We start from the raw sequence: 18576 nt of genomic DNA on the forward strand, positions 1-18576 counted from the left end.
GCCTCAACGATCACTGTGACACCGCACCTTCACTGACGTAACGCTCTCATTACGTCCCTGTGCCGAGAGTGAGCAGGCCGGGCCGGCTGTCCGGCCCGGCCTGCGTCGCGGGTGACCCCTACCGCACCCCTACCGCCCGAATGATCTCCTGCGTGACCGAACCACCCCGGTCATCACTCGCAGAGGCCCGCAGCGAAATGAATCCGGCAGAAGCCGGCACCCTCAACTTCCCGCCCCAGGCGGCCTTGTGGCCGTCCCGGTCCAGCTCAACGCCCCTCCAGCTCTTCCCGTCGTCGTAGGAGACCTCCAGCTTGCCGCCCCCGATGACGCCCGTGTCCACCGCCCCCTTGACGTACTCGGAGAAGATCCCGACCTCCACGGACCGCCCGCCCCGGACGTCACCCGCGAGATCCGTGTCCACGTCGAACCCGAGGTTCAGCAAGGGCAGGAAACTCTTGCTGTCGCTCGCCGTCTCCTTCGACTTGAAGGTCCACTCCGAGTGGCCCTTCGTGGCGAGCCGCCACCGCTCGGGGTCCAGGGTCGTATCCGTCACGACCTTGTACGTCGTCAGCGCCGGATTCGCGTCCCACACGTACACACCCGAGCTCTGCCGCCGGTCGACCAGCTCCCCGTCCGCGTACACCTCGGTGAACTGCGTCATCGAGTCGTCGTTCCACACGTCACCGAACCCCGTGTGATCGGGACCGGAATCGCCCCACCCGGGCACATTGAATTCCAGCGTGTTCCCATACCGCTGCTGCCCCCAGCCGAGGCCGGTCCCCAGCCACGGGTGCCACACAGGCTTGAACCAGTTCAGCTCGCCGCGCTTGCCGCCCTTGTAGCTGACCAGACCACTCCGCTCCTCCAGGGCCCCGGGCCCGACCGACACCGACTCGTGCCACAGCTGACCGGCTCCCGAGGACGCGTAGTCCGTCCGCTCGACGGGGTGGTCGATCTTCTCCTGGAAGCCGATCCCGACCTCGAAGGTGTCCGTGAGGGAGTAGCGGAACTCCCCGCCCGCCACCGGCTTCACCGCGTGGAACTTCGTCTCCAGGACGGCGAGTTCACGCCTGGATGGCTCGTACGTCAGGTCACCGCGGGGCACCGCTCCCTTGTGGCCCTCCGACACGTCGTAGACGTAGGGCGTGCGGGATGTCGCCGTCGTCTCCACGGCCCGCCCCGCCTTCGCCGCCGCGAGCAGCCGCGCACCGTCCGCCGCGTCGACCGTGCCGATCTGCAGCGGCCGGTCCGCGTTGTCCTCCGTACCGAACCAGGCGTTGAGCCTGCCCGGCGCGTCGTCCGTCACGAACAGCGCCTTCACGCCGGCGTCCTGGGCCGCCTGACCTAGCTGAGACGGCGTCACATCACTGTCGCCGGACCGCCGCACGATGACGGCCTTGCCCTTCACGTCCTTGCCCGCGTACTCGGCTGCCGTGCCGCCGCCCACGTTCACGACCGGCAGCTTGGTGCGGCCGTCGCTCACCGTGCCGCCGGGCTGCGCGATCACCTGGCCGATGCCCTTCACGTCCAGGGTCGGCTTGCCTAGGCGCCAGACGGTGCGGTACTCGAAGCTGCCGTCGGTCACCTTGGCGGTGGGTGCCGCGAAGACGCTGTCGTACTTGACGGGCACCTGGACCGCGCCCATCAGCTCGGCGCCGTTCGCCTTGCGGTCGTACTCCATCAGAAGCTGGCGGGTCTCCGTCCGCTTGCCGACGTCCACGCCCACCTCGCGCAACTTGCGCCCGTCCAGGGTGACTTCACGGTCCCGGTCGAGGACGACCTCGGGCGCGGCGAGGAAACCGAGGCCCAGGGAGTCCTCGCCCTTGCTGCCGCGCACGTCGAGGAAGGAGGAGAGGGCGTACGTCCCGGGCTTCAGGCGCAGCTCCAGCGTCCCGGAGTCGCCGACCTCCGCCTGGACGGGGTCGACCTGCTCGGCGAGCCGCTGGAAGACCAGTCCGGCACCGGTCGGCGCGCCGTCACGGTCCTTGACGCGGACGGTGAGCGTGTACCGCTCCTCCTCCTTGACCAGGCCGAACGCGGTGTGCGCGACGGGCTTCCCGGCGGCGCTCGCGACGATGCGGCCACTGGTGTTGCCGACGGGGGCCTTCGCGCCGTCACCGGTCACCGTGGTCGACGCGGTGCCGTGCGCGGGGACGGTGAGCGTCTTGTCGGCGAGGGTGGCGACGCCATCGGCCGCGCCCTCGACGGTGAGGCTCAACTCCACGGCCGTGTCCGACGAGTTGGTGTACGTCACCGTCTTCGTGACGGGCTTGTTGTCACCGTACGGCCAGGAGTAGAAGCCGAGATCGGCGCTTCCGGTCGCGGTGACCCGCGCGTCGACGGCACCGGGCACGCTGACCCGGCCCGCGCCCAACTCGTAGGCCGACACGTCCAGTTGCTCGGACGACGACATCAGCGCGTCTTTCAGGCGCGCCCCGCTCCAGTCAGGGTGCTTCTCGGCGAGCAGGGCGGCGACGCCCGCGATGTGCGGGGTCGCCATCGACGTACCGCTCATCTCGGTGTAGTAGCCCTCACCGGAGACGAGCTGCGAGCGAGCGGCGAGGATGTCGACGCCGGGCGCTGACAGGTCGGGCTTGAGGGCGTTGTCGCCGTACCGCGGGCCCTGGCTGGTGAAGTACGCGGCCTTGTCGGCGGAATCGACCGCGCCGATGGTCAGCGCGGAGTCGGCGGCTCCGGGCGAGCCGATCGAGGAGGGGGCGCCGGTGTTGCCCGCGGCGACGACGAAGAGGGCGCCGGTGTCCTTGGAGAGGGTGTTGACAGCGGCGGCCATCGGATCAGTGCCGTCGCTCGCCTCCCGCGAACCGAGGCTCATCGACACGACTTTGGCGCCGACGTCCTTGGCCGCCCACTCCATTCCGGCGATGATCTGCGATTCGCTGCCGGAGCCCTCGTCGCTGAGCACCTTGCCGACGGAGAGTTCGGCGCCGGGCGCCACTCCCTTCTCCTTGTCGGCCTCGGACTCCGCGCCGCTGCCGCCGACGGTCGACGCCACATGGGTGCCGTGGCCGTTGCGGTCGGCGACTTCCTCGCCCGGGATGAAGCTCTTGCTCGTGCCCACCCGGTCCTTGAGACCGGGGTGGGAGGCGTCGACACCCGTGTCGAGGACGGCGACCTTCACGCCCTTGCCGGTGAGCCCGGCCTCCCAGGCCTTGGGGGTGCCGATCTGCTCGTTGCTCCGCGCCATGTCGGCCTCGACCCGACCGTCGAGCCAGATCTTGTCGATGCCGTCGGCGAGGCCACCGCCCGAACCAGCCTGCCCACGCCGGGACTTGACGGCACCCGGCGCGACGTCCCGCCAGAACGTGTCCGCCTTCTCCGCCTTCACCGCCACGCCGCCCACGCTGGGCAGCGCGCGCACCTTGTCGGCGCCACGGGGCGTCGCCGGTCCCGCGCTGTCGCGGCGCGCGCTCTTCTCGTACGTGACGATGAGCGGCAGCGCGCCGCCCTTCGCGTCCCCGAGCCCCTGGCGTATCAGCTCCGTCACGTCGAAGAGCCGCTTGTCGAGGGTGCCCGCGTTCAGGTAGGGGCGCGCCTCGTCCGGTACGACGGTGATGCGGTCACCCGCTATCTCGCTCCGTACGGCTCCGGTGGCTCCGACGGGCCGGTCGACGGTGACGGTCTTCTTGCCGCCGCCGAGTTCCGTGACGGTGACCTTGTCCCCGGTCACCAGGGTGACCGTGTGAGCGGTGGGGGTGGCAGGGGTGGCCCGCCCTTGCGGGGCGTCGGAAGGAGCCGCGGTAGCCGCGTGCCCTGCCGGCAGCAGCACGAACGCGAGGCCGACGGCCGGCAGCAGCCTGGCTCTTCGCCACGCGGGTGATCGGGTCATGGGTGCCCTCTCTTCGTCGGACCCGGGCGGGGGTGGTTCCCGGGTGCTGCGAAGAGTGTCGGGGGGCTTGTGTTGCAGGGGTGTTGACGGGTGCTGGCGGGAAGCCGCCAGGGCACCTTCCCGCCAGCCTCACCCGTGCGCGTCCGTTGCCCGGGACATGGATGACAGCCGCGAGGACCTTCCGTAACAATGCGGTTGGCAGGTGCGGCGAGGGCTCGACGGGGGCATTGATGGACGATCTGGTGGAGTTCACGACCGACGACGGCACGCGGGTCGTCATGGCCGACGTGGAGGACACGCACGGCTCCCACCTCATCTCCCGCGGCGACGGTCCCGCCCGCGCGGTCCGCACCTTCGAGGAGTCGCTCGCCGGGGCGCGCGCGGCCGCGGAGTCCGCGCTGCGGGTGTTCCGTGACGGCAGCCTTCGCCCGGACTCGGTGGAGATCGAGTTCGGCGTGCGGATGTCGGCGGAGGCGGGCGCGGTGATCGTGAAGGGCACGGCGGAGGGCCACTTGGTCGTACGCCTCGCGTGGACGCCTGACGGGCCCGCGGGGCCGCGGGGCGCGGCATGAGCCTGAGAACGGGCCCGCCGCTCCGCGGCGGATCTCTCCCACCCACCCACCCACCCGATTGCCCCGCAGCGACCAGCGATCAGCCGCAGTCGGCACCGAGACGCAAGGGGACGTGCCGGTATGTCTGCCCGGAGCACGGCTCCCATCGCTCCGGAGCCGAAGCAGCCCCACGGCCACCGGACGACAGCGAGGACGGACATACCGGCACGTCCCCCGCAGCCCGCCCCCCGCAACGCCCCGGAGGCCACCCCCACCCCATGAGCAGCGCATCGTGGCATGCCCGCATCGTGTGCGGGAGCGAGGTCGGCGCCGGGTTCCTCGTGTCCGAGCGGCACGTGCTGACCTGCGCCCACGTCGTCCGCGGCAGCGGAACCGGCAGCGGCGCCCGCACAGCCCCCGTCACCGTCTCCTTCCCTCACCGCGAGGACCTCGGCGCGGTGAACGCCGCCGTCGGGGCGCACGGCGGCTGGGACGGGCGCGGTGACGACCTGGGCGACCTCGCCGTCCTGGAGCTTGAGCACCCCGTGCCGCTGCGGCCCGCCGAGTTCGCGGCGCCCGACGACGCGTACACCGAGCCCCGCCCCCGCCTCCTCGTGTACGGGTTCCCCAAGGGCTACCGCGAGGGCACCCTCGCCGAGTACCGCGCCACCGCCGCCCAGCGCATCGCCGACGAGTGGGTCCAGCTGGAGGCATGGAGCGCTCACGGCCAGCCCCTGGCGCCGGGGTTCAGCGGCGCGGCGGTGACCCTCGCGGACAGCAACCGGGTGGTGGGCATGGTGTCGGCCGCCGCCCGCGCTTCCAGCGGCGTACGCAACGGACGGATGCTGCCCACCTCCGTCATGGCCCGCTACTGGCCCCCGCTCGGCGACCTGATCCCCACCCCGGGCCACCAGCGCGCCGCGAAGGAACGGCTGCGCGCCCTGGTGGACCGGGCGGCGGACACCGGCGCCGCCAGCGACCCGGAGCGTCTCTACCGCGACGCGGTGGGCCCGCTCGGCCCGCCCGTGCCGCCGGAGGGCTTCGGCTCGCTGTGGTCGGCGGCCTGGTACGTGCTCTCGGAGGTGGACGACCCGGAGGCGGTGGAGCGCCTCGCCGACCGCCTCGCGGGCCTGCTCGAAGCCCCCGCGTCCCCCGCCCCGCCGAAGCCCGGCGAGTTACCGGCCTGGTCCCCCATCCTCATCGAGATCGACCACAGCGGGGCGGGCGACGACCAGCTCCTGGTCGAGGTCTCCGCGTACCGCGAGGGCCTGCGCCACCCCGTCGGCTCGCACACCCTGGCCGCGGGTCACGTCCGCGCCTACGTCCAGGAGCGCGTCGACGACGCCTTCTCCCATCTCACCCCTGGTACGGACGAGTTGCTGGCCTTCGTGCTGCCCCGAGCGCTGCTCAACTGGCCGGTGGCCCACTGGGAGTGCGGCGCCGACGACCCGACCCCGCTCGGCTGCTCGTACCCCCTGGTCGTGACCGACCGCTCCCGCCGCAAGGGCGGTCTGCGCCACCGTCTCGCCCGGAAGTGGGAGCACTTGGACGACCGGCCCACGGCCGTTCTGCACCGCGTCGAGTGCGGCACGCAGGAGAAGCCGAACAAGCTGAGGTTCCGGCTGCGGCGCGACGGCGCGGACCTGGCGGGCTTCGCGGCGCCGCCACGCGCCGGCCGCGGCGGGCCCGAAGCCGACGTGACGCACTTCGACGTCTCGCTCACCGCGCCGGTGCCGGTCCTCCTGTGGCCGCGCACGGGCTGCGAGGACCCCGGCCACCGGAGCGACAAGAGCTGCGCGGGCTCCGACTTCCTCGACCGCATCGCCGCCCACATCGAAGGACACCCGCCCGCCGAACTCCCCCGCACCATCCTGACGTTGCGCGAGAGTGCGGAGGCGTCGGACGAGCCGGACACGCACTGGGCGAGGGACGTGCAGCTCCTCTGGGACGACCCGCGCTGTTTCCCCGACGCACCCGCCGCCCACCGCCGCTCCCCCGTCGCCTGAGCCCGACGTACGAAATCCCTACGTACGAATACGGAGAACCCCGATCATGTCCCTGTGGCCCGTCTACACCGGCACGAACGAGCCCCACGACGGGATCACCCGGCTGCCCCCGCCGCCGCCCTGGCGCGCCTTCGACGGCGGCCCCGTCCTCGACACGCCCACGGACGACGGCTCGGCGACATCCCCGGACCGCGTGCACCGTGCGCATACCTACCGGGCCACGGAGACCTGCGTCCAACTGGTCAACGCCGCCCTGTACTTGCGGCGCCCTCTCCTGGTGACGGGCCCTCCGGGGAGCGGCAAGTCGAGTCTCGCGTACGCGGTGGCACGGGAGCTGGGCCTCGGTCCCGTCCTGCGCTGGAACATCACGAGCCGCAGCGCCCTGCGCGACGGCCTCTACCAGTACGACCCGCTGTCGCGCCTCTACGCCGCGGGGCGCACGCCCAGGTCGAGGGCGCCGCGGGACGGCGCGGGCGTCGAGGACCACCTGCGCCTCGGCCCGCTCGGCACCGCACTCCTCCCCTACGACCGCCCCCGCGCGCTCCTCATCGACGAGATCGACAAGAGCGACCTCGACCTGCCCAACGACCTCCTGAACATCCTGGAGGAGGGGCAGTACGAGATCCCCGAGCTGGTACGGATCGCCAAGCAGACCCCGAAGGCGGACCTCCTGACCGACGGCTCGGACGACCCGGTGACGGTCGAGCGCGGCCGCGTGCGCTGCCGGGCCTTCCCCTTCGTCGTCCTCACCAGCAACGGCGAGCGCGAGTTCCCGCCCGCGTTCCTGCGCCGCTGTGTCACGCTGCGCCTTCGCCAGCCGCGCGACGAGCACCTGGAGGAGATCGTCCGGGCCCACCTGGGCGAGCCCGACGCCTACGCCCGCACTCTCATCGCCCGCTTCCTGGAGCGCGGCACGGGCGGTGAACTCGCCACGGACCAGCTCCTGAACGCGATCTACCTGACGGGGGCGGCGGGCGTCGACGCGGGCTCGCGCGACGAGCTCGCGCGGCAGTTGATGCCGTATCTGACGCAGGCCGCGGATCCGGGCCCCGATGCACTCTGACGCGCCCCGGCACCGGGGCCCCGTCGCGCGGCTCGCCGATCTCCTCGCGGAGGCGGCGGACGGCTCACGGCCCACGTCGATCGAGCTTGCCGAACTGCTGTGGCTGGCACGGCAGATGGACGGTGACGCGCCGGAACGGCAGGAAGCCACCGCCGTCGTACCGCCGACGGAATCCACGCCACCGCCGGTGAGCCCGTCGCCGACGGGCGCGGAGGAACCGGCCGAGGCCGCTCCTGCGCCCGCCCCGGACGACCGGGTGCCGCTGCGGCTTCCGGCTCCTGCGGGCGGTGACGTTCCGGCGACGCCCGCCACTCCAGAGGGCCCGTCGAGCGCCACCGATTCGCCCGGCATGGCCGGTCACACCCCTGTCCGGGTCCCCGTGCCCCCGATGGTGACGCACCCCCTCACCCTGCAACGCGCCCTGCGCCCCCTCAAGCGCCGCGTCCCCTCCCCGGTGGGCCAGGTCATCGACGAGGAGGCCACGGCCCACCGCATCGCCCGCCTCGGCGGCCACCCGCGCGGCTGGCTGCCGGTCCTGCGTCCCGCCGACGAGCGCTGGCTGCGCCTGTGTCTGGTGTACGACGCGGGCCCCACCATGCCGATCTGGCGCCCCCTGGTCCACGAACTCCACACGGCGCTCGCCCAGTCCGGCATCTTCCGCACGGTGGAGCTGCACCGGGCCGAACCGGACGGCACGGTGCCACCCCAGGCTGCCCACGCACCCGCTTCGGGCCGCACGGTCACTCTCGTGATCAGCGACTGCATGGGCCCGCAGTGGCGGGACGGCGCGGCGGGCACCCGCTGGTACCGCACGCTGCGGCGCTGGGCGGAGCAGCTGCCGGTGGCCGTGATCCAGCCACTCCCCGAACGCCTCTGGCGCACCACGGCCCTGCCCACGACCCCGGGCTCGCTCTCGGCCACGCACCCGGCGGCACCTTCCGCGGCTCTCGCCTTCACGCCGTACGCCGCCTCGGAGGCGCCGCCCGCCGGGGCGGTACCGATCCCGGTGCTCGAACCCGCCGGGGCGTGGCTCTCCCACTGGGCGGCGCTGGTGGCGGACGCGGGTGGGGCGCGGCTGCCGGGGGCGGTGGGGTGGCTGGGCCACGGCCCGCCGCCGCCGGACCTCGATGCCGAAGCCCCGGGAAGCACGGACATCACGGACCTCACCCCCGAGGACCTCGTACTCCGCTTCCGCTCCACGGCATCCCCCGAGGCGTTCCGCCTGGCGGGCCATCTGGCGGTGGGCGAGCCGCAGTTGCCGGTGATGCGGCTCGTCCAGGCCGCGGTGGAGGAGCGCCCGCGCCCGCAGCACCTGGCGGAGGTGATTTTGAGCGGGATGCTTTCTTCGGGCGGGGCCGCCGGGGCGTATCAATTCCGGGACGGTGTACGGGAGTTGCTGCTGCGCACGCTGCCGCGTACCGCGCGGGGGCGTACGCGGGAACTGCTCGCCCGGGTGGGCGGTCTTATCGACGAGCGGGCGGGGGTGGCGCCGGGGGTGCTGCGGGCGGTGGCGTCTTCGCCCGGCGGGGGCGCGGCTCCTGCCGGGGAGCCTTTCGCGACGGTCACTCCGGAGAGTGTGCGGCAGTTGGGGGGAGCTTCGTCCCTGGTCGGGGGGCGGTACCGGCTAGTAAGAGCGACCGGACGCTTCTCGGCATGGCTCGCGCAAGACACCCGGCAGGGCGGTCAGACAGTGCTGGTGCAGCGCTATCCGCAGCCTGCGCAGTGGCTGCGTCTGAGCTTCGAGGGCCGCGCGCGCGAGCTCTCCCGGTTCCGTCACGCGAACGTGGCGGCCGTTCTCGACTTCGGCGTCGAGGACGACGTGCCTTACCTGGTCAGTGAGTTCGTCGACGGGCACAGCCTGCGCAACCGACTCTCGCGCTCTCCGTACGGCCTCCCCCCTGACCAGCTCCTGGCACTGATCCCCCCGCTGGCCGGGGCAGTCCGTGCCCTGCATGCCGCAGGCCTGCCCCATGGCGCCATCTCCACCTCGTCCGTCATCGTCACAGCGCGCGGCCCGGTACTGACCGGCCTGGAGGTCTCCTCCCCCGAGCACTCGAGTACCAAGTTCGACCTGCGCGCCCTCAGCCGCGTCGTCGGCGCGATGTGCGGCGGACTCAAGCATCAGGTGGCGCAACAACTCCCCTTGGCGCTCGACGGCCTGGCCCTGCCCGAGCACATCGAACAGCGCCTGCAGCACTCCCTGCGTGACCTCGCATCCGAGGAACCGGAGCGCCGGCACCTCGGCATCGGCCAACTGATCAACCTCACTACGGAGCCCCCGCGGCAGGACCGTTCCTACTCCCTCCTGGGCCCCCTCCAAGTCACCCAGTACGGCCACCCTTTGGAAATCGACTCCCCCGAAGAGCAGGCACTCCTGTGCATGCTCTTGCTCCAGCGCGGCCGGAACGTGCCGTACGGCGAACTGACGGAGGGGATCTGGGGCCCCTCCGCCCCCGAACGCGCCGAAGGCGACCTCCGCGCCTGCGCGCACCGCCTGGCGAACACGCTGGCCCCCGAGACCCTGATCGCCGACGACGACGGCTACACCCTGCCGCTGCCGTCAGGGCCCGACCGCGTCGACCTGTTCCACTGCCAGCGGCTGGCGGCGGACGCCCAGGGCGCGTATTTCGCGGGGGACTTCACCCGCACCCGAGAGCTGGTCCGGGCCGCCCTCGGCCTGTGGCGCGGCACCCCGTTGATCGACGTCCCCGGCCCGGCGGCCCTCGCGACCCGCGTCGCCATCGCCGAACTGCGGCAGACACTGCTGCGTATGTGGGACGACCTGAACCGGCAGCAGGGCACGGCGGTGCTGGACGACCCCGAACTCTCCGCGCTCCTACAGGAGTTCCCCTACACCGAGGACGAGGTGATGGCCCCCCAAGAGGAACTCCCCAGCGACCAGCTGGACGACCTGGGTGTCCACCGGGAGACCGAGGCCGACCAGCCGGTCGCCCCGCCGACCAGCATCACCTTCGAGTACCTGGCCCGCCCGGCGGGACGCCAGGAGGACGTACGGCAGAACCTGGGCCGGGAGATCTCCCACCTCCTCATCCGGGGCGGCATCGGCCCCGACCTGTTCGAGATGCGGGCAGGACCGCGGGGCTGGGAGGTGGTCGTGGCACCCGAGGTGCACGTCCTGCACGTACTGACCACGACGGTCACCGAACTGCCCGCCGCCCTTGACGTCTTCCCCGTACTCGGGCTCGGGGTCACCCTCACCCACGAGCCGGACCCGACGGTCTCGGCGCCCGCGTTCCCCTCCGGCCTCCGGCATCTGCTCGGGCGCGACAGCAGGCGCGCCGTCGTGATCGTCTCCAGCGACCTGCACGAGCGCCTCAACCGCTCGGGCCGCCTGCAGCACCGGTTCCAGGCGGTGCCTCAGTCCGACGACTGGTACTGCGAGGTCACCACCGAGCCGCCCCCCGCCCCGGTGCCCGCCACCATCGAATCCGTCCTCCTCGGCTTCGACGGAACCCTCGCCCAGCTCTACACGGAAAAGTCGGCCCGCCACGCGGCCCGCGCCCTCACCGCGCTGATCGCCGACCGGCGCGACCCCGAGGCCGCACTGGCCGGCATCCCTCTCCTGTCCGAGCCCGGCCCGGCCGGCGGCACGGCGGACCGCATCCACCCCATGGACGTGCTCCGCGCCTTCGCCCGGCGCCGCACGCTCTCCCAGGAGCTGCACACGCGCCTGGAGGAGATCGAGATGCAGGCCGCCCTCACCGCGAAGCCGTCGCCCCACGTCGCGAACCTCCTGCACACCCTGGCCCGGCCCGCTGAGACCCTCCGCCTGGCCATCGTCACCGACACCTCGCCGCGCGCCGTGACGGCCTATCTGGGCGCCAAGGGGCTCCACCTCCCCGGCGCCGGGATCCACGGCCGCACCCAGGACCTCACCCTCCTCATGCCCGACCCCGACTGCCCGCGCCGGGCGCTGGAGCAACTGGGCACCCCGGCGGACCGCTGCGTCATGGTCGGTTCCTCGCCGGAGGAGGCGGCCGCCGCCCGGAGTCTGCGCATCGCGTTCATCGGGTACGCACCGGGCCGCACGGCCCGCGAGCGACTGGCCGCCGCCGGAGTGCGTACGACGGTGAGCGATCTGTCACGCCTTGTCGACCTGCTCCACGACCGGTGAACTCCCGCGCCGCTACGCCTCCGGCGCCTTCGCGTCGTACCGGGCGAACCCCCGCCACTTGACGGCCAGGAGCCCCACGGCGACGACGCACGCGGCGCCGCCTCCCACCACCGCGAGGCCCGGGGACCCCAGGTCTCCCACCGACCCCGCGATGAAGTCGCCGAGCCGGGGCCCGCCCGCCACCACCACGATGAAGACCCCCTGCAACCGCCCCCGCATCTCGTCCGGCACGGCCGCCTGCAGCATCGTGCTCCGGAACACCATCGAGATGGTGTCCGCACAGCCCGCCACCGCGAGGAAGAACAGCCCCAGCCACAGGTTCCGCGTCAGACCGAAGACGGCGATCGCCGTGCCCCACCCGGCCACCGCGAGCAGGATCGCGAGCCCGTGCCGCCTGACCCGCCCCAGCCACCCGGAGAACACCGCGCCGAGCAGCGCCCCCACCGCGGGCGCCGCGACGAGCAGCCCCACCGTCTTCGCGTCGCCCCCGAACCACACCACCGCCACCGCGGGGAACAGCGCCCTCGGATGCGCGAGCACCATCGCGCACATGTCCGTGAAGAAGGTCATCCGCAGGTTCGGCCGCGTGGCGAGGAACCGCAGCCCGTCGAGGACCGAGGCCCGCTTCCTGCGGACCCCCGTCTCAGCTCCCTCCGGCCGCATCGCGGGCAGCCGCCACATCGCGTACAGCGACGCGCTGAACGCCACCGCGTCGACCGTGTACGCCGCCTGATAGCCCCACAGGCCGACGATGAGTCCGCCCAGCATGGGGCCGAGCATCGTGCCCCCGGTCGTCGTGATCGACGACAGGGCGTTGGCCGCGGGCAGCTGCTCCGGCGGGAGGAGCCGCGGGATCATCGAGGAGCGCGCCGGCGAGTTCAGCGCCCCGCAGACCGCCTGCAGCGCGACCACGGAGTACAGGAACCACACGTGGTGGAACCCCGCGAACGCGCCCGCGGCCAGCACGACCGAGAGCCCGCACGAGCCGAGCGACGAGTAGAGGCCCAGCTTCCGCCGGTCCACCGTGTCCGCGATCGCGCCCCCGTACAGGCCGAAGACCACCAGCGGTACCAGCGAGAAGAGCCCCACGAGGCCGACCGAGAAGCTGGAGTGCGTGATGTCGTAGACCTGGAGGGAGACCGCGAGCGCGGTCATCGCCTGCCCGATCCAGGAGATCGTGTTGCCGGCCCAGAGACGGCGGTAGTCGACGGACGTACGCAAAGGCGTCAGATCGGCGAGTATCCGCCTTTTCGCGACGGGCCCCCGGGGCTCCACTGGTAGCGGGGGCAGCGGGGGGTTGTTGTCGGCTTCGGGTATGTGGGGGCCGTCGGCTTCGTCTTCTTCCGGGGGCGTATGCGTCACACGGGATGCTAACTGCGCCGCCCGAGACGCGATCAAGACCACCCGTGCGGCGGCACCCCGCCCGGCTCAGCCCAGCGCGCGCGCCGCCCGCGGCCACCGCACGATGCGAGATGGGACCGTCGTCCGGCGGTCCGTACGGTCTGCGCTCTCGGGAGGATCTGCCATGACCGTCAGTCTGGAGCAGTTGCGCCGCTGCCACATCGCCGTCGACCTGGGTGCCGCGAGGACCCGGGTGTTCGTGAAGGGCGCGGGTCTCGTCGTCGACGAACCGAGCGCCGCCGCCGTGAACACGCGGACGGGCGCGCTCATCGCGGTCGGCCAGTTCGCCGAGCAGATGACGGGACGTACGCCGGGATACATCCGGGTCGTACGGCCCGTCTCCGGCGGCACCGTCGTCGACATCGAGATGGCCCAGCGCATGCTGCGCCACCTCCTCGGCGAGAAGCTCCGCCGCACCCTGCGCCGCAAGCCGCGGCTGCGCGCGGCCGCCTGCACGCCGCACGACGCGGACCCGCTGGCCCAGCGCGCCGCCGTCGAGACGATGGTCGGGCTCGGGGCGCGCAGGGTCGAGCTCGTGGACACGCTCATCGCGGCCGCGGTCGGCTGCGGTCTTCCCGTCGAGCGGCCGGAAGCGACGATGATCCTGGTGTGCGGGGCCGCGACCACGCAGGTCGCGGTCCTTTCCCTCGGGTCGATCGTCACGGCCCAGCGGATCCCGGTCGGCGGCGAGGCCATCGACCACGCGATCGTCCAGCACCTGCGCCACCATCACGAACTGATGCTGCCCAGCCAGTCGGTACGTCCGCTCCAGCTCGCCCTGCGCGGCAACGGCCTGACCCCGCACGGTCCCGAGTCGACCGAGATCCACGGCCGCGACGTCGCCACGGGGCTCGCCCGGTCGGTGCACGTCGACACCGCCGCCGTCCGCGACGCGATCCACACCCCGCTCACCGCCGTGCTCGACGGCATCGGCAAGGTGCTGCGGGACTGCCCGCCCGACCTGGTGGCCGACCTGGCCGATCGCGGGATCATGATGGTCGGCGGCAGCGCGCTGCTCCCGGGGCTCGACCAGATGCTGCGGGACGCGACGGGGATGCCGGTGGCGATCGCCGAGCGGCCCGACGTGTGCGCCGTGCTGGGGCTCGGGGCGATGCTGGAGGGCAAGATCCAGCCGTTGGTCCTCAATCCTCTGTCCGGCTGATCTGGCTGAACTTCGCCGGGTCAGGCCTCACCTCGGGCGATGCTCTCCACGAACGGCAGTGGGGTTCTCTGGTTCTGGAGGGGCGTGGATGGTGGTTTCGTTGCTGAGCCTGGTCGAGAAGGCGCGAGGCGGCGGGGCAGGACGGGACGCGATCGGCGCCGCGCGATGAACGGCGACGACCTGCCCCTCCCCCTCGTGCCCCTCCTGGACGCGGTGCTCGGCGTCGGCACGGACCTCGAACTGCACACCACGCTCCAGCACATCGTGGAGAGCGCGACGGAGCTGACCGGCGCCCGGTACGGCGCGCTCGGCGTCATCGACCCCGGGCACGGCAAGCTGACCGACCTGTTCACCGCGGGCCTGACCGCGGCCGAGCGGGAGCGCATCGGCCCCCTGCCCGACGGCCGCTCGGGCCTGCTCGGCACCCTGATCCGCGAGCCGAAGCCGCTCCTCCTGGACGACCTGACGGCGGACCCGCGCTCGTGCGGCGTACCGCCGGGACATCCGGAGATGCACAGCTTCCTGGGCGTTCCGGTGCACGTCCACGACGAGGCGTTCGGCAATCTCTACCTCACCGAGAAGCGCGAGGGCCGCTTCACGGACGAGGACCTGCAACTGCTCCGCGTCCTCGCGAGCCAGGCGGGCATCGCGATCGGCAACGCCCGCCTGTACGAGGCGGCAAGGCAGCGCGAGCGGTGGATCGACGGCGCGGCCGCGGTCACCACGGCCCTGCTCACCGGCGAACCGGCGGCCGACGCGCTGATGACGGTCGCCGAGCAGGCCCGCATCCTCGCGAACGCGTCGGCGGGAGTGATCCTGCAGCCCACGGACCAGGGCGGCATGCGGATCGTCGCGGCGGCCACGCAGGACGACGGCTCCGAACCTCCGCGCGAGGCGCGGGCCCACCCCCACGACCTCCAGAACGACCTCATCGGCACCACGATCGAGCCCGGCAGCGCGGTCCTCGAGCAGCTGCTCGGGGGCGAGCCGGTGTTCGTCGAGGACTCCGCGACCGACCCCCGGATGACCACGCACGTACGGACCAACTTCGGGCCCAGCATGATGCTGCCGCTCCAGGCGGGCGGGCGGCTCATCGGGACGCTCGCGCTGCCGCGGCGCAGGGGCGAGCGCGCCTACACCTCCGTGGAGCGTCTCCTCGCCACGCAGTTCGCCTCGCAGGCCGCCCTTGCCCTTGTCCTGGCGGACGCCCAGCAGAGCCGGCAGCGTCTCGCGGTGTTCGAGGACCGCGACCGCATCGCCCGCGATCTGCACGACCTCGTCGTCCAGCGGCTCTTCGCCACCGGCATGATGCTGGAGTCGACCCGGCGCAGGGACCGCTCGCCGCAGGTGGAGTCCACGCTCGACCAGGCCGTGGACGAGCTGGAGTCCACCATCCAGGAGGTCCGTACGGCGATCTTCGCGCTCCAGCAGCCGCCGGCCGACGCCCCGACCACGTTCCGCGGCAAGGTGCTGCGCGAGACGGCGGGCGCGGCGGCCGTGGTCGGCGTGCAGCCCTCCGTGCACTTCACCGGCGCCGTCGACGCCCGCGTCACGGAGCCCGCGGCGGGCCATCTCCTGGCCGCTCTGCGCCGCGCCCTGGCGACCGCGTCACGCCGTCCCGACGTGACCCGCATCGAGGTGGCGGTGGACGCCCGTGCGACGCTGCCGGACGGCCGGACGGGCGTACGTCTGACGGTCTACGACGACGGCACGACGGACGGCGTCGGCTCGGGCACGACGACGACCTGGCAGGCACCGCTCTAGGAGCCCCTGCTGCCCCGGACCGCGGGCCTGAAGCTCACCCGCATGTCACTTCACAGAGAAGGACGGGGAGGTTTGCGCTGCTGACGCAGGTGGAATCGTTCCTGCGCCCCAGCGCTTCGGTGGGGCGGGTGGGACTCGAACCCACGGCCGACGGATTATGAGTCCGCTGCTCTAACCGGCTGAGCTACCGCCCCTAACGGCGCGTCGCGCACATTTGTGCGCGCCGTCTGCCGCAGCATAGCCGCTCATACGATCTCCTGCTTCGGATGGTCGGCATCGCTCGACCATGAGGACCTCAGTGCTGCCCGCATGGTTCCACCAGGCACGAAAAAGGGCCCCTGAGGGCAAACTCAGGGGCCCTTCCTCACAGCTCTCCCGACTGGACTCGAACCAGTAACCTGCCGGTTAACAGCCGGCTGCTCTGCCAATTGAGCTACAGGAGACCGAGCTCCCCCGACTGGACTCGAACCAGTAACCTGCCGGTTAACAGCCGGCTGCTCTGCCAATTGAGCTACAGGGGATCGTCTCGTTGCATCGAACGCAGCTACCTGGGAACTCTCCAGGCGGCGGGCGGTCGCTGCGACACATACATTAGCGCAAGCAGGGGGGTGCTCCGCCAATCGGTATCCCCACCGCCCACACAGGGCAGCAGACGAGCGAACAGACGATCGATGCCGACGCAAGGGAAGGGTGGCAGCCATGCGCTACCGGCTCACATTCGTCGCGGGAGTGGCTCTCGGGTACGTGCTCGGTACCCGGGCAGGCCGCGAGCGCTACGAGAAGCTGAAGAAGTCCGCCCGCGAGCTCGCGCAGAACCCCGCCGTGCGCAACACCGTGGAGTCCGCGACACAGCAGGGCCGCGACGTGGCGGGCAAGGCCTTCCACACCGTGTCCGAGAAGGTCGGGGACCGGGTCCCGGACTCGGTGGCCGACCGGGTGCGGTCGCTGCGCGAGCGCGGGCAGGGCGGCGCCGAGGACGACTGGGGCACCAGTAATACGTAGCCGGGGCTCCTCCTGGGAGCTGAGGTACGGGACACGTCGCGTGGTGCGGCAGAATTCCTGACATGGGGATAGTCGCAGGGTTGGACAGTTCGCCCGATTTCACGCGCATCGTGGTCTGTGACGCGGACACGGGCGCCGTACTCAAGCAGGGCTATGCCCCGCATCCGACGGAGGGCCCCGACGGAGGCGGCCGTCCGTCGGACGTGGATCCGCAGGCGTGGCTGCTCTCGCTCGGCGAGGCGGCCGGGGGCGGGCTGCTGGAAGGCGTACAGGCCATCGGCGTCTCCGCGCAGCAGAACGCGGTCGTCCCCCTGGATCAGCACGGCAACACCGTGCGGCCCGCGCTCGTCGGCAACGACCGGCGGGCGCAGGTCGCGGCCGCCGACCTGATCGACGGGCTCGGCAGCCGCGAGGCCTGGGCGCAGGCCGTCGGATGCGTCCCGCAGGCGGCGCACCCCGTGACGAAGCTGCGCTGGCTGGCGAAGAACGAGCCGGAGGCGGCGCAGCGCGTGGCCTCCCTCATGCAGGCGCACGACTGGCTGGTGTGGCAGCTGCTCGGGCGGCCCGCGCGGCGCACGAGCGACCGGGGCGGGGCCTCCGGGACCGGCTACTGGTCGGCGGCGACGGGTTCGTACCGCCCCGATCTCGTGGAGCTCGCGCTCGGCCACCAGGCGATGCTGCCCGAGGTGATCGGTCCCGCGGAGGCGGCGGGGACGACGCCCGAGGGGCTGCTGATCTCGGCGGGGACCGGCGAGACGATGGCGGCGGCGTTCGGGCTCGGGGTCCAACAGGGCGACGCGGTCGTGTCGTTGGGGGCTTCGGGGTCCGTGATGGCCGTGCACCACGAGGCCCTGGTCGACGCGAGCGGGATCATCACCTCGCTCGCGGACGCCACCGGCATGCATCTGCCGGTGGTGCACACGCTGAACGCCGTGCGGGTGCTGCGGGGCGCGGCGGAGATGCTCGGGGCGGCCGACCTCGAAGGGCTCTCGGAGCTGGCCATGAAGTCGACGCCGGGCGCGCACGGGCTCGTACTCCTGCCGTATCTGGAGGGGGAGAAAACGCCGAATCTGCCGCACGCGGCGGGCACCCTCACCGGGCTGCGGCGTGAGTCGATGCGGCCCGAGCATCTGGCGCGGGCGGCCTTCGAGGGCATGCTGTGCGGGCTCGGGGACGCGCTGGACGTGCTGCGGGGCCGCGGTGTGGAGGTGCGCCGGGTCTTCCTGCTCGGTGCGGCGGCCGAGCTGCCGGCGGTGCAGGCCGCGGCGCCGATGCTGTTCGGTACGCAGGTCGTGGTGCCGCAGCCCGCGGACTACGCGGCGATCGGCGCGGCGCGGCAGGCGGCCTGGGCGCTGAACGGCCAACTGCCGTACTGGCAGGGGGCGACGGCGCAGGTCTTCGAGCCGGGCGAGGAGCACGCCGTGGGCCAGGCGGTACGCCAGCAGTACCGGACGGTGCGGGAGCAGTCGCATCCGGGAGCGTTCAACAGCGCCCCGTAAGGGGCGCGGGGCTGCGACATGTGCGGCTCCGCCGCGTGGGCGCGGCCAGCCACGACGAACCCGCAGAAGAAATGCCTAGTTCTTGACTCGGGCAAACAATTTACCGGGTCATGGCTTAATCGGTTGCACACGCCGGGGTGCGGTAT

The 18576-nt window shown here is 72.4% G+C and carries 10 protein-coding genes and 3 tRNA genes; 8 read left to right on the forward strand and 5 right to left on the reverse strand.

Annotated features, from left to right (window positions below; genetic code table 11):
* Positions 1-118: 118 nt before the first annotated feature.
* Positions 119-3847, reverse strand: coding sequence for a S8 family serine peptidase (locus E5671_RS17375; RefSeq protein WP_160504887.1), 3729 nt, complete (start codon positions 3845-3847; stop codon positions 119-121).
* Positions 3848-4077: 230 nt separating this feature from the next.
* Between E5671_RS17375 and E5671_RS17380 the strand changes: the two genes are divergently transcribed.
* Genes E5671_RS17380 through E5671_RS17395 form a run of 4 tightly spaced genes read left to right on the forward strand, consistent with a single transcriptional unit; the run spans position 4078 to position 11602 of the window.
* Complete coding sequence (locus tag E5671_RS17380) at positions 4078-4419, forward strand: CU044_2847 family protein (RefSeq protein WP_160504888.1); 342 nt, start codon at positions 4078-4080, stop codon at positions 4417-4419.
* A complete protein-coding gene (locus E5671_RS17385) occupies positions 4416-6404 on the forward strand; it encodes a VMAP-C domain-containing protein (protein ID WP_160504889.1) in 1989 nt (662 codons plus the stop codon). The genes E5671_RS17380 and E5671_RS17385 overlap by 4 nt, the downstream gene beginning before the upstream one ends.
* Positions 6405-6450: 46 nt before the next feature.
* Positions 6451-7467, forward strand: coding sequence for an AAA family ATPase (locus tag E5671_RS17390; RefSeq protein WP_160504890.1), 1017 nt, complete (start codon positions 6451-6453; stop codon positions 7465-7467).
* Complete coding sequence (locus E5671_RS17395; protein ID WP_160504891.1) at positions 7457-11602, forward strand: SAV_2336 N-terminal domain-related protein; 4146 nt, start codon at positions 7457-7459, stop codon at positions 11600-11602. The genes E5671_RS17390 and E5671_RS17395 overlap by 11 nt, the downstream gene beginning before the upstream one ends.
* 12 nt (positions 11603-11614) lie before the next feature.
* Here the strand turns inward: E5671_RS17395 and E5671_RS17400 are convergent, their stop codons facing one another.
* A complete protein-coding gene (locus E5671_RS17400) occupies positions 11615-12877 on the reverse strand; it encodes an MFS transporter (RefSeq protein WP_336606054.1) in 1263 nt (420 codons plus the stop codon).
* 250 nt (positions 12878-13127) lie between these two features.
* Between E5671_RS17400 and E5671_RS17405 the strand changes: the two genes are divergently transcribed.
* Positions 13128-14165, forward strand: a complete 1038-nt coding sequence (locus E5671_RS17405; protein WP_160504892.1) for a rod shape-determining protein — start codon at positions 13128-13130, stop codon at positions 14163-14165.
* A 165-nt stretch (positions 14166-14330) separates the two neighbouring features.
* Entirely contained in the window at positions 14331-15929 is a 1599-nt protein-coding gene (locus E5671_RS17410; protein WP_160504893.1) for a GAF domain-containing protein, read from the forward strand.
* A 120-nt stretch (positions 15930-16049) separates the two neighbouring features.
* Here E5671_RS17410 and E5671_RS17415 read toward each other — a convergent pair.
* From E5671_RS17415 to E5671_RS17425, 3 genes are all read right to left on the reverse strand, one after another.
* Positions 16050-16123: transfer RNA gene (locus tag E5671_RS17415), tRNA-Ile, on the reverse strand.
* Positions 16124-16299: 176 nt separating this feature from the next.
* A tRNA-Asn gene (locus E5671_RS17420) sits at positions 16300-16372 on the reverse strand.
* 5 nt (positions 16373-16377) lie between these two features.
* Positions 16378-16450 (reverse strand) — tRNA-Asn (locus E5671_RS17425).
* 169 nt (positions 16451-16619) lie between these two features.
* Between E5671_RS17425 and E5671_RS17430 the strand changes: the two genes are divergently transcribed.
* The gene (locus tag E5671_RS17430) at positions 16620-16931 is read left to right on the forward strand and encodes a YtxH domain-containing protein (protein WP_160504894.1); all 312 of its coding nucleotides are present in this window, start codon (positions 16620-16622) and stop codon (positions 16929-16931) included.
* A gap of 62 nt (positions 16932-16993) precedes the next feature.
* Positions 16994-18430, forward strand: coding sequence for a xylulokinase (locus E5671_RS17435; RefSeq protein WP_160504895.1), 1437 nt, complete (start codon positions 16994-16996; stop codon positions 18428-18430).
* Positions 18431-18576 lie beyond the last annotated feature (146 nt).

Source organism: Streptomyces sp. BA2 (genome assembly GCF_009769735.1).
GTDB lineage: Bacteria > Actinomycetota > Actinomycetes > Streptomycetales > Streptomycetaceae > Streptomyces.

Excerpts from the sequence above, each read along its gene's own strand:
- E5671_RS17390 (WP_160504890.1), top strand. The coding sequence starts at position 6,451 with ATGTCCCTGTGGCCCGTCTACACCGGCACGAACGAGCCCCACGACGGG.
- E5671_RS17410 (WP_160504893.1), top strand. The coding sequence starts at position 14,331 with ATGAACGGCGACGACCTGCCCCTCCCCCTCGTGCCCCTCCTGGACGCG.
- E5671_RS17385 (WP_160504889.1), top strand. The coding sequence starts at position 4,416 with ATGAGCCTGAGAACGGGCCCGCCGCTCCGCGGCGGATCTCTCCCACCC.
- E5671_RS17380 (WP_160504888.1), top strand. The coding sequence starts at position 4,078 with ATGGACGATCTGGTGGAGTTCACGACCGACGACGGCACGCGGGTCGTC.
- E5671_RS17375 (WP_160504887.1), bottom strand. The coding sequence starts at position 3,847 with ATGACCCGATCACCCGCGTGGCGAAGAGCCAGGCTGCTGCCGGCCGTC.
- E5671_RS17405 (WP_160504892.1), top strand. The coding sequence starts at position 13,128 with ATGACCGTCAGTCTGGAGCAGTTGCGCCGCTGCCACATCGCCGTCGAC.
- E5671_RS17435 (WP_160504895.1), top strand. The coding sequence starts at position 16,994 with ATGGGGATAGTCGCAGGGTTGGACAGTTCGCCCGATTTCACGCGCATC.
- E5671_RS17395 (WP_160504891.1), top strand. The coding sequence starts at position 7,457 with ATGCACTCTGACGCGCCCCGGCACCGGGGCCCCGTCGCGCGGCTCGCC.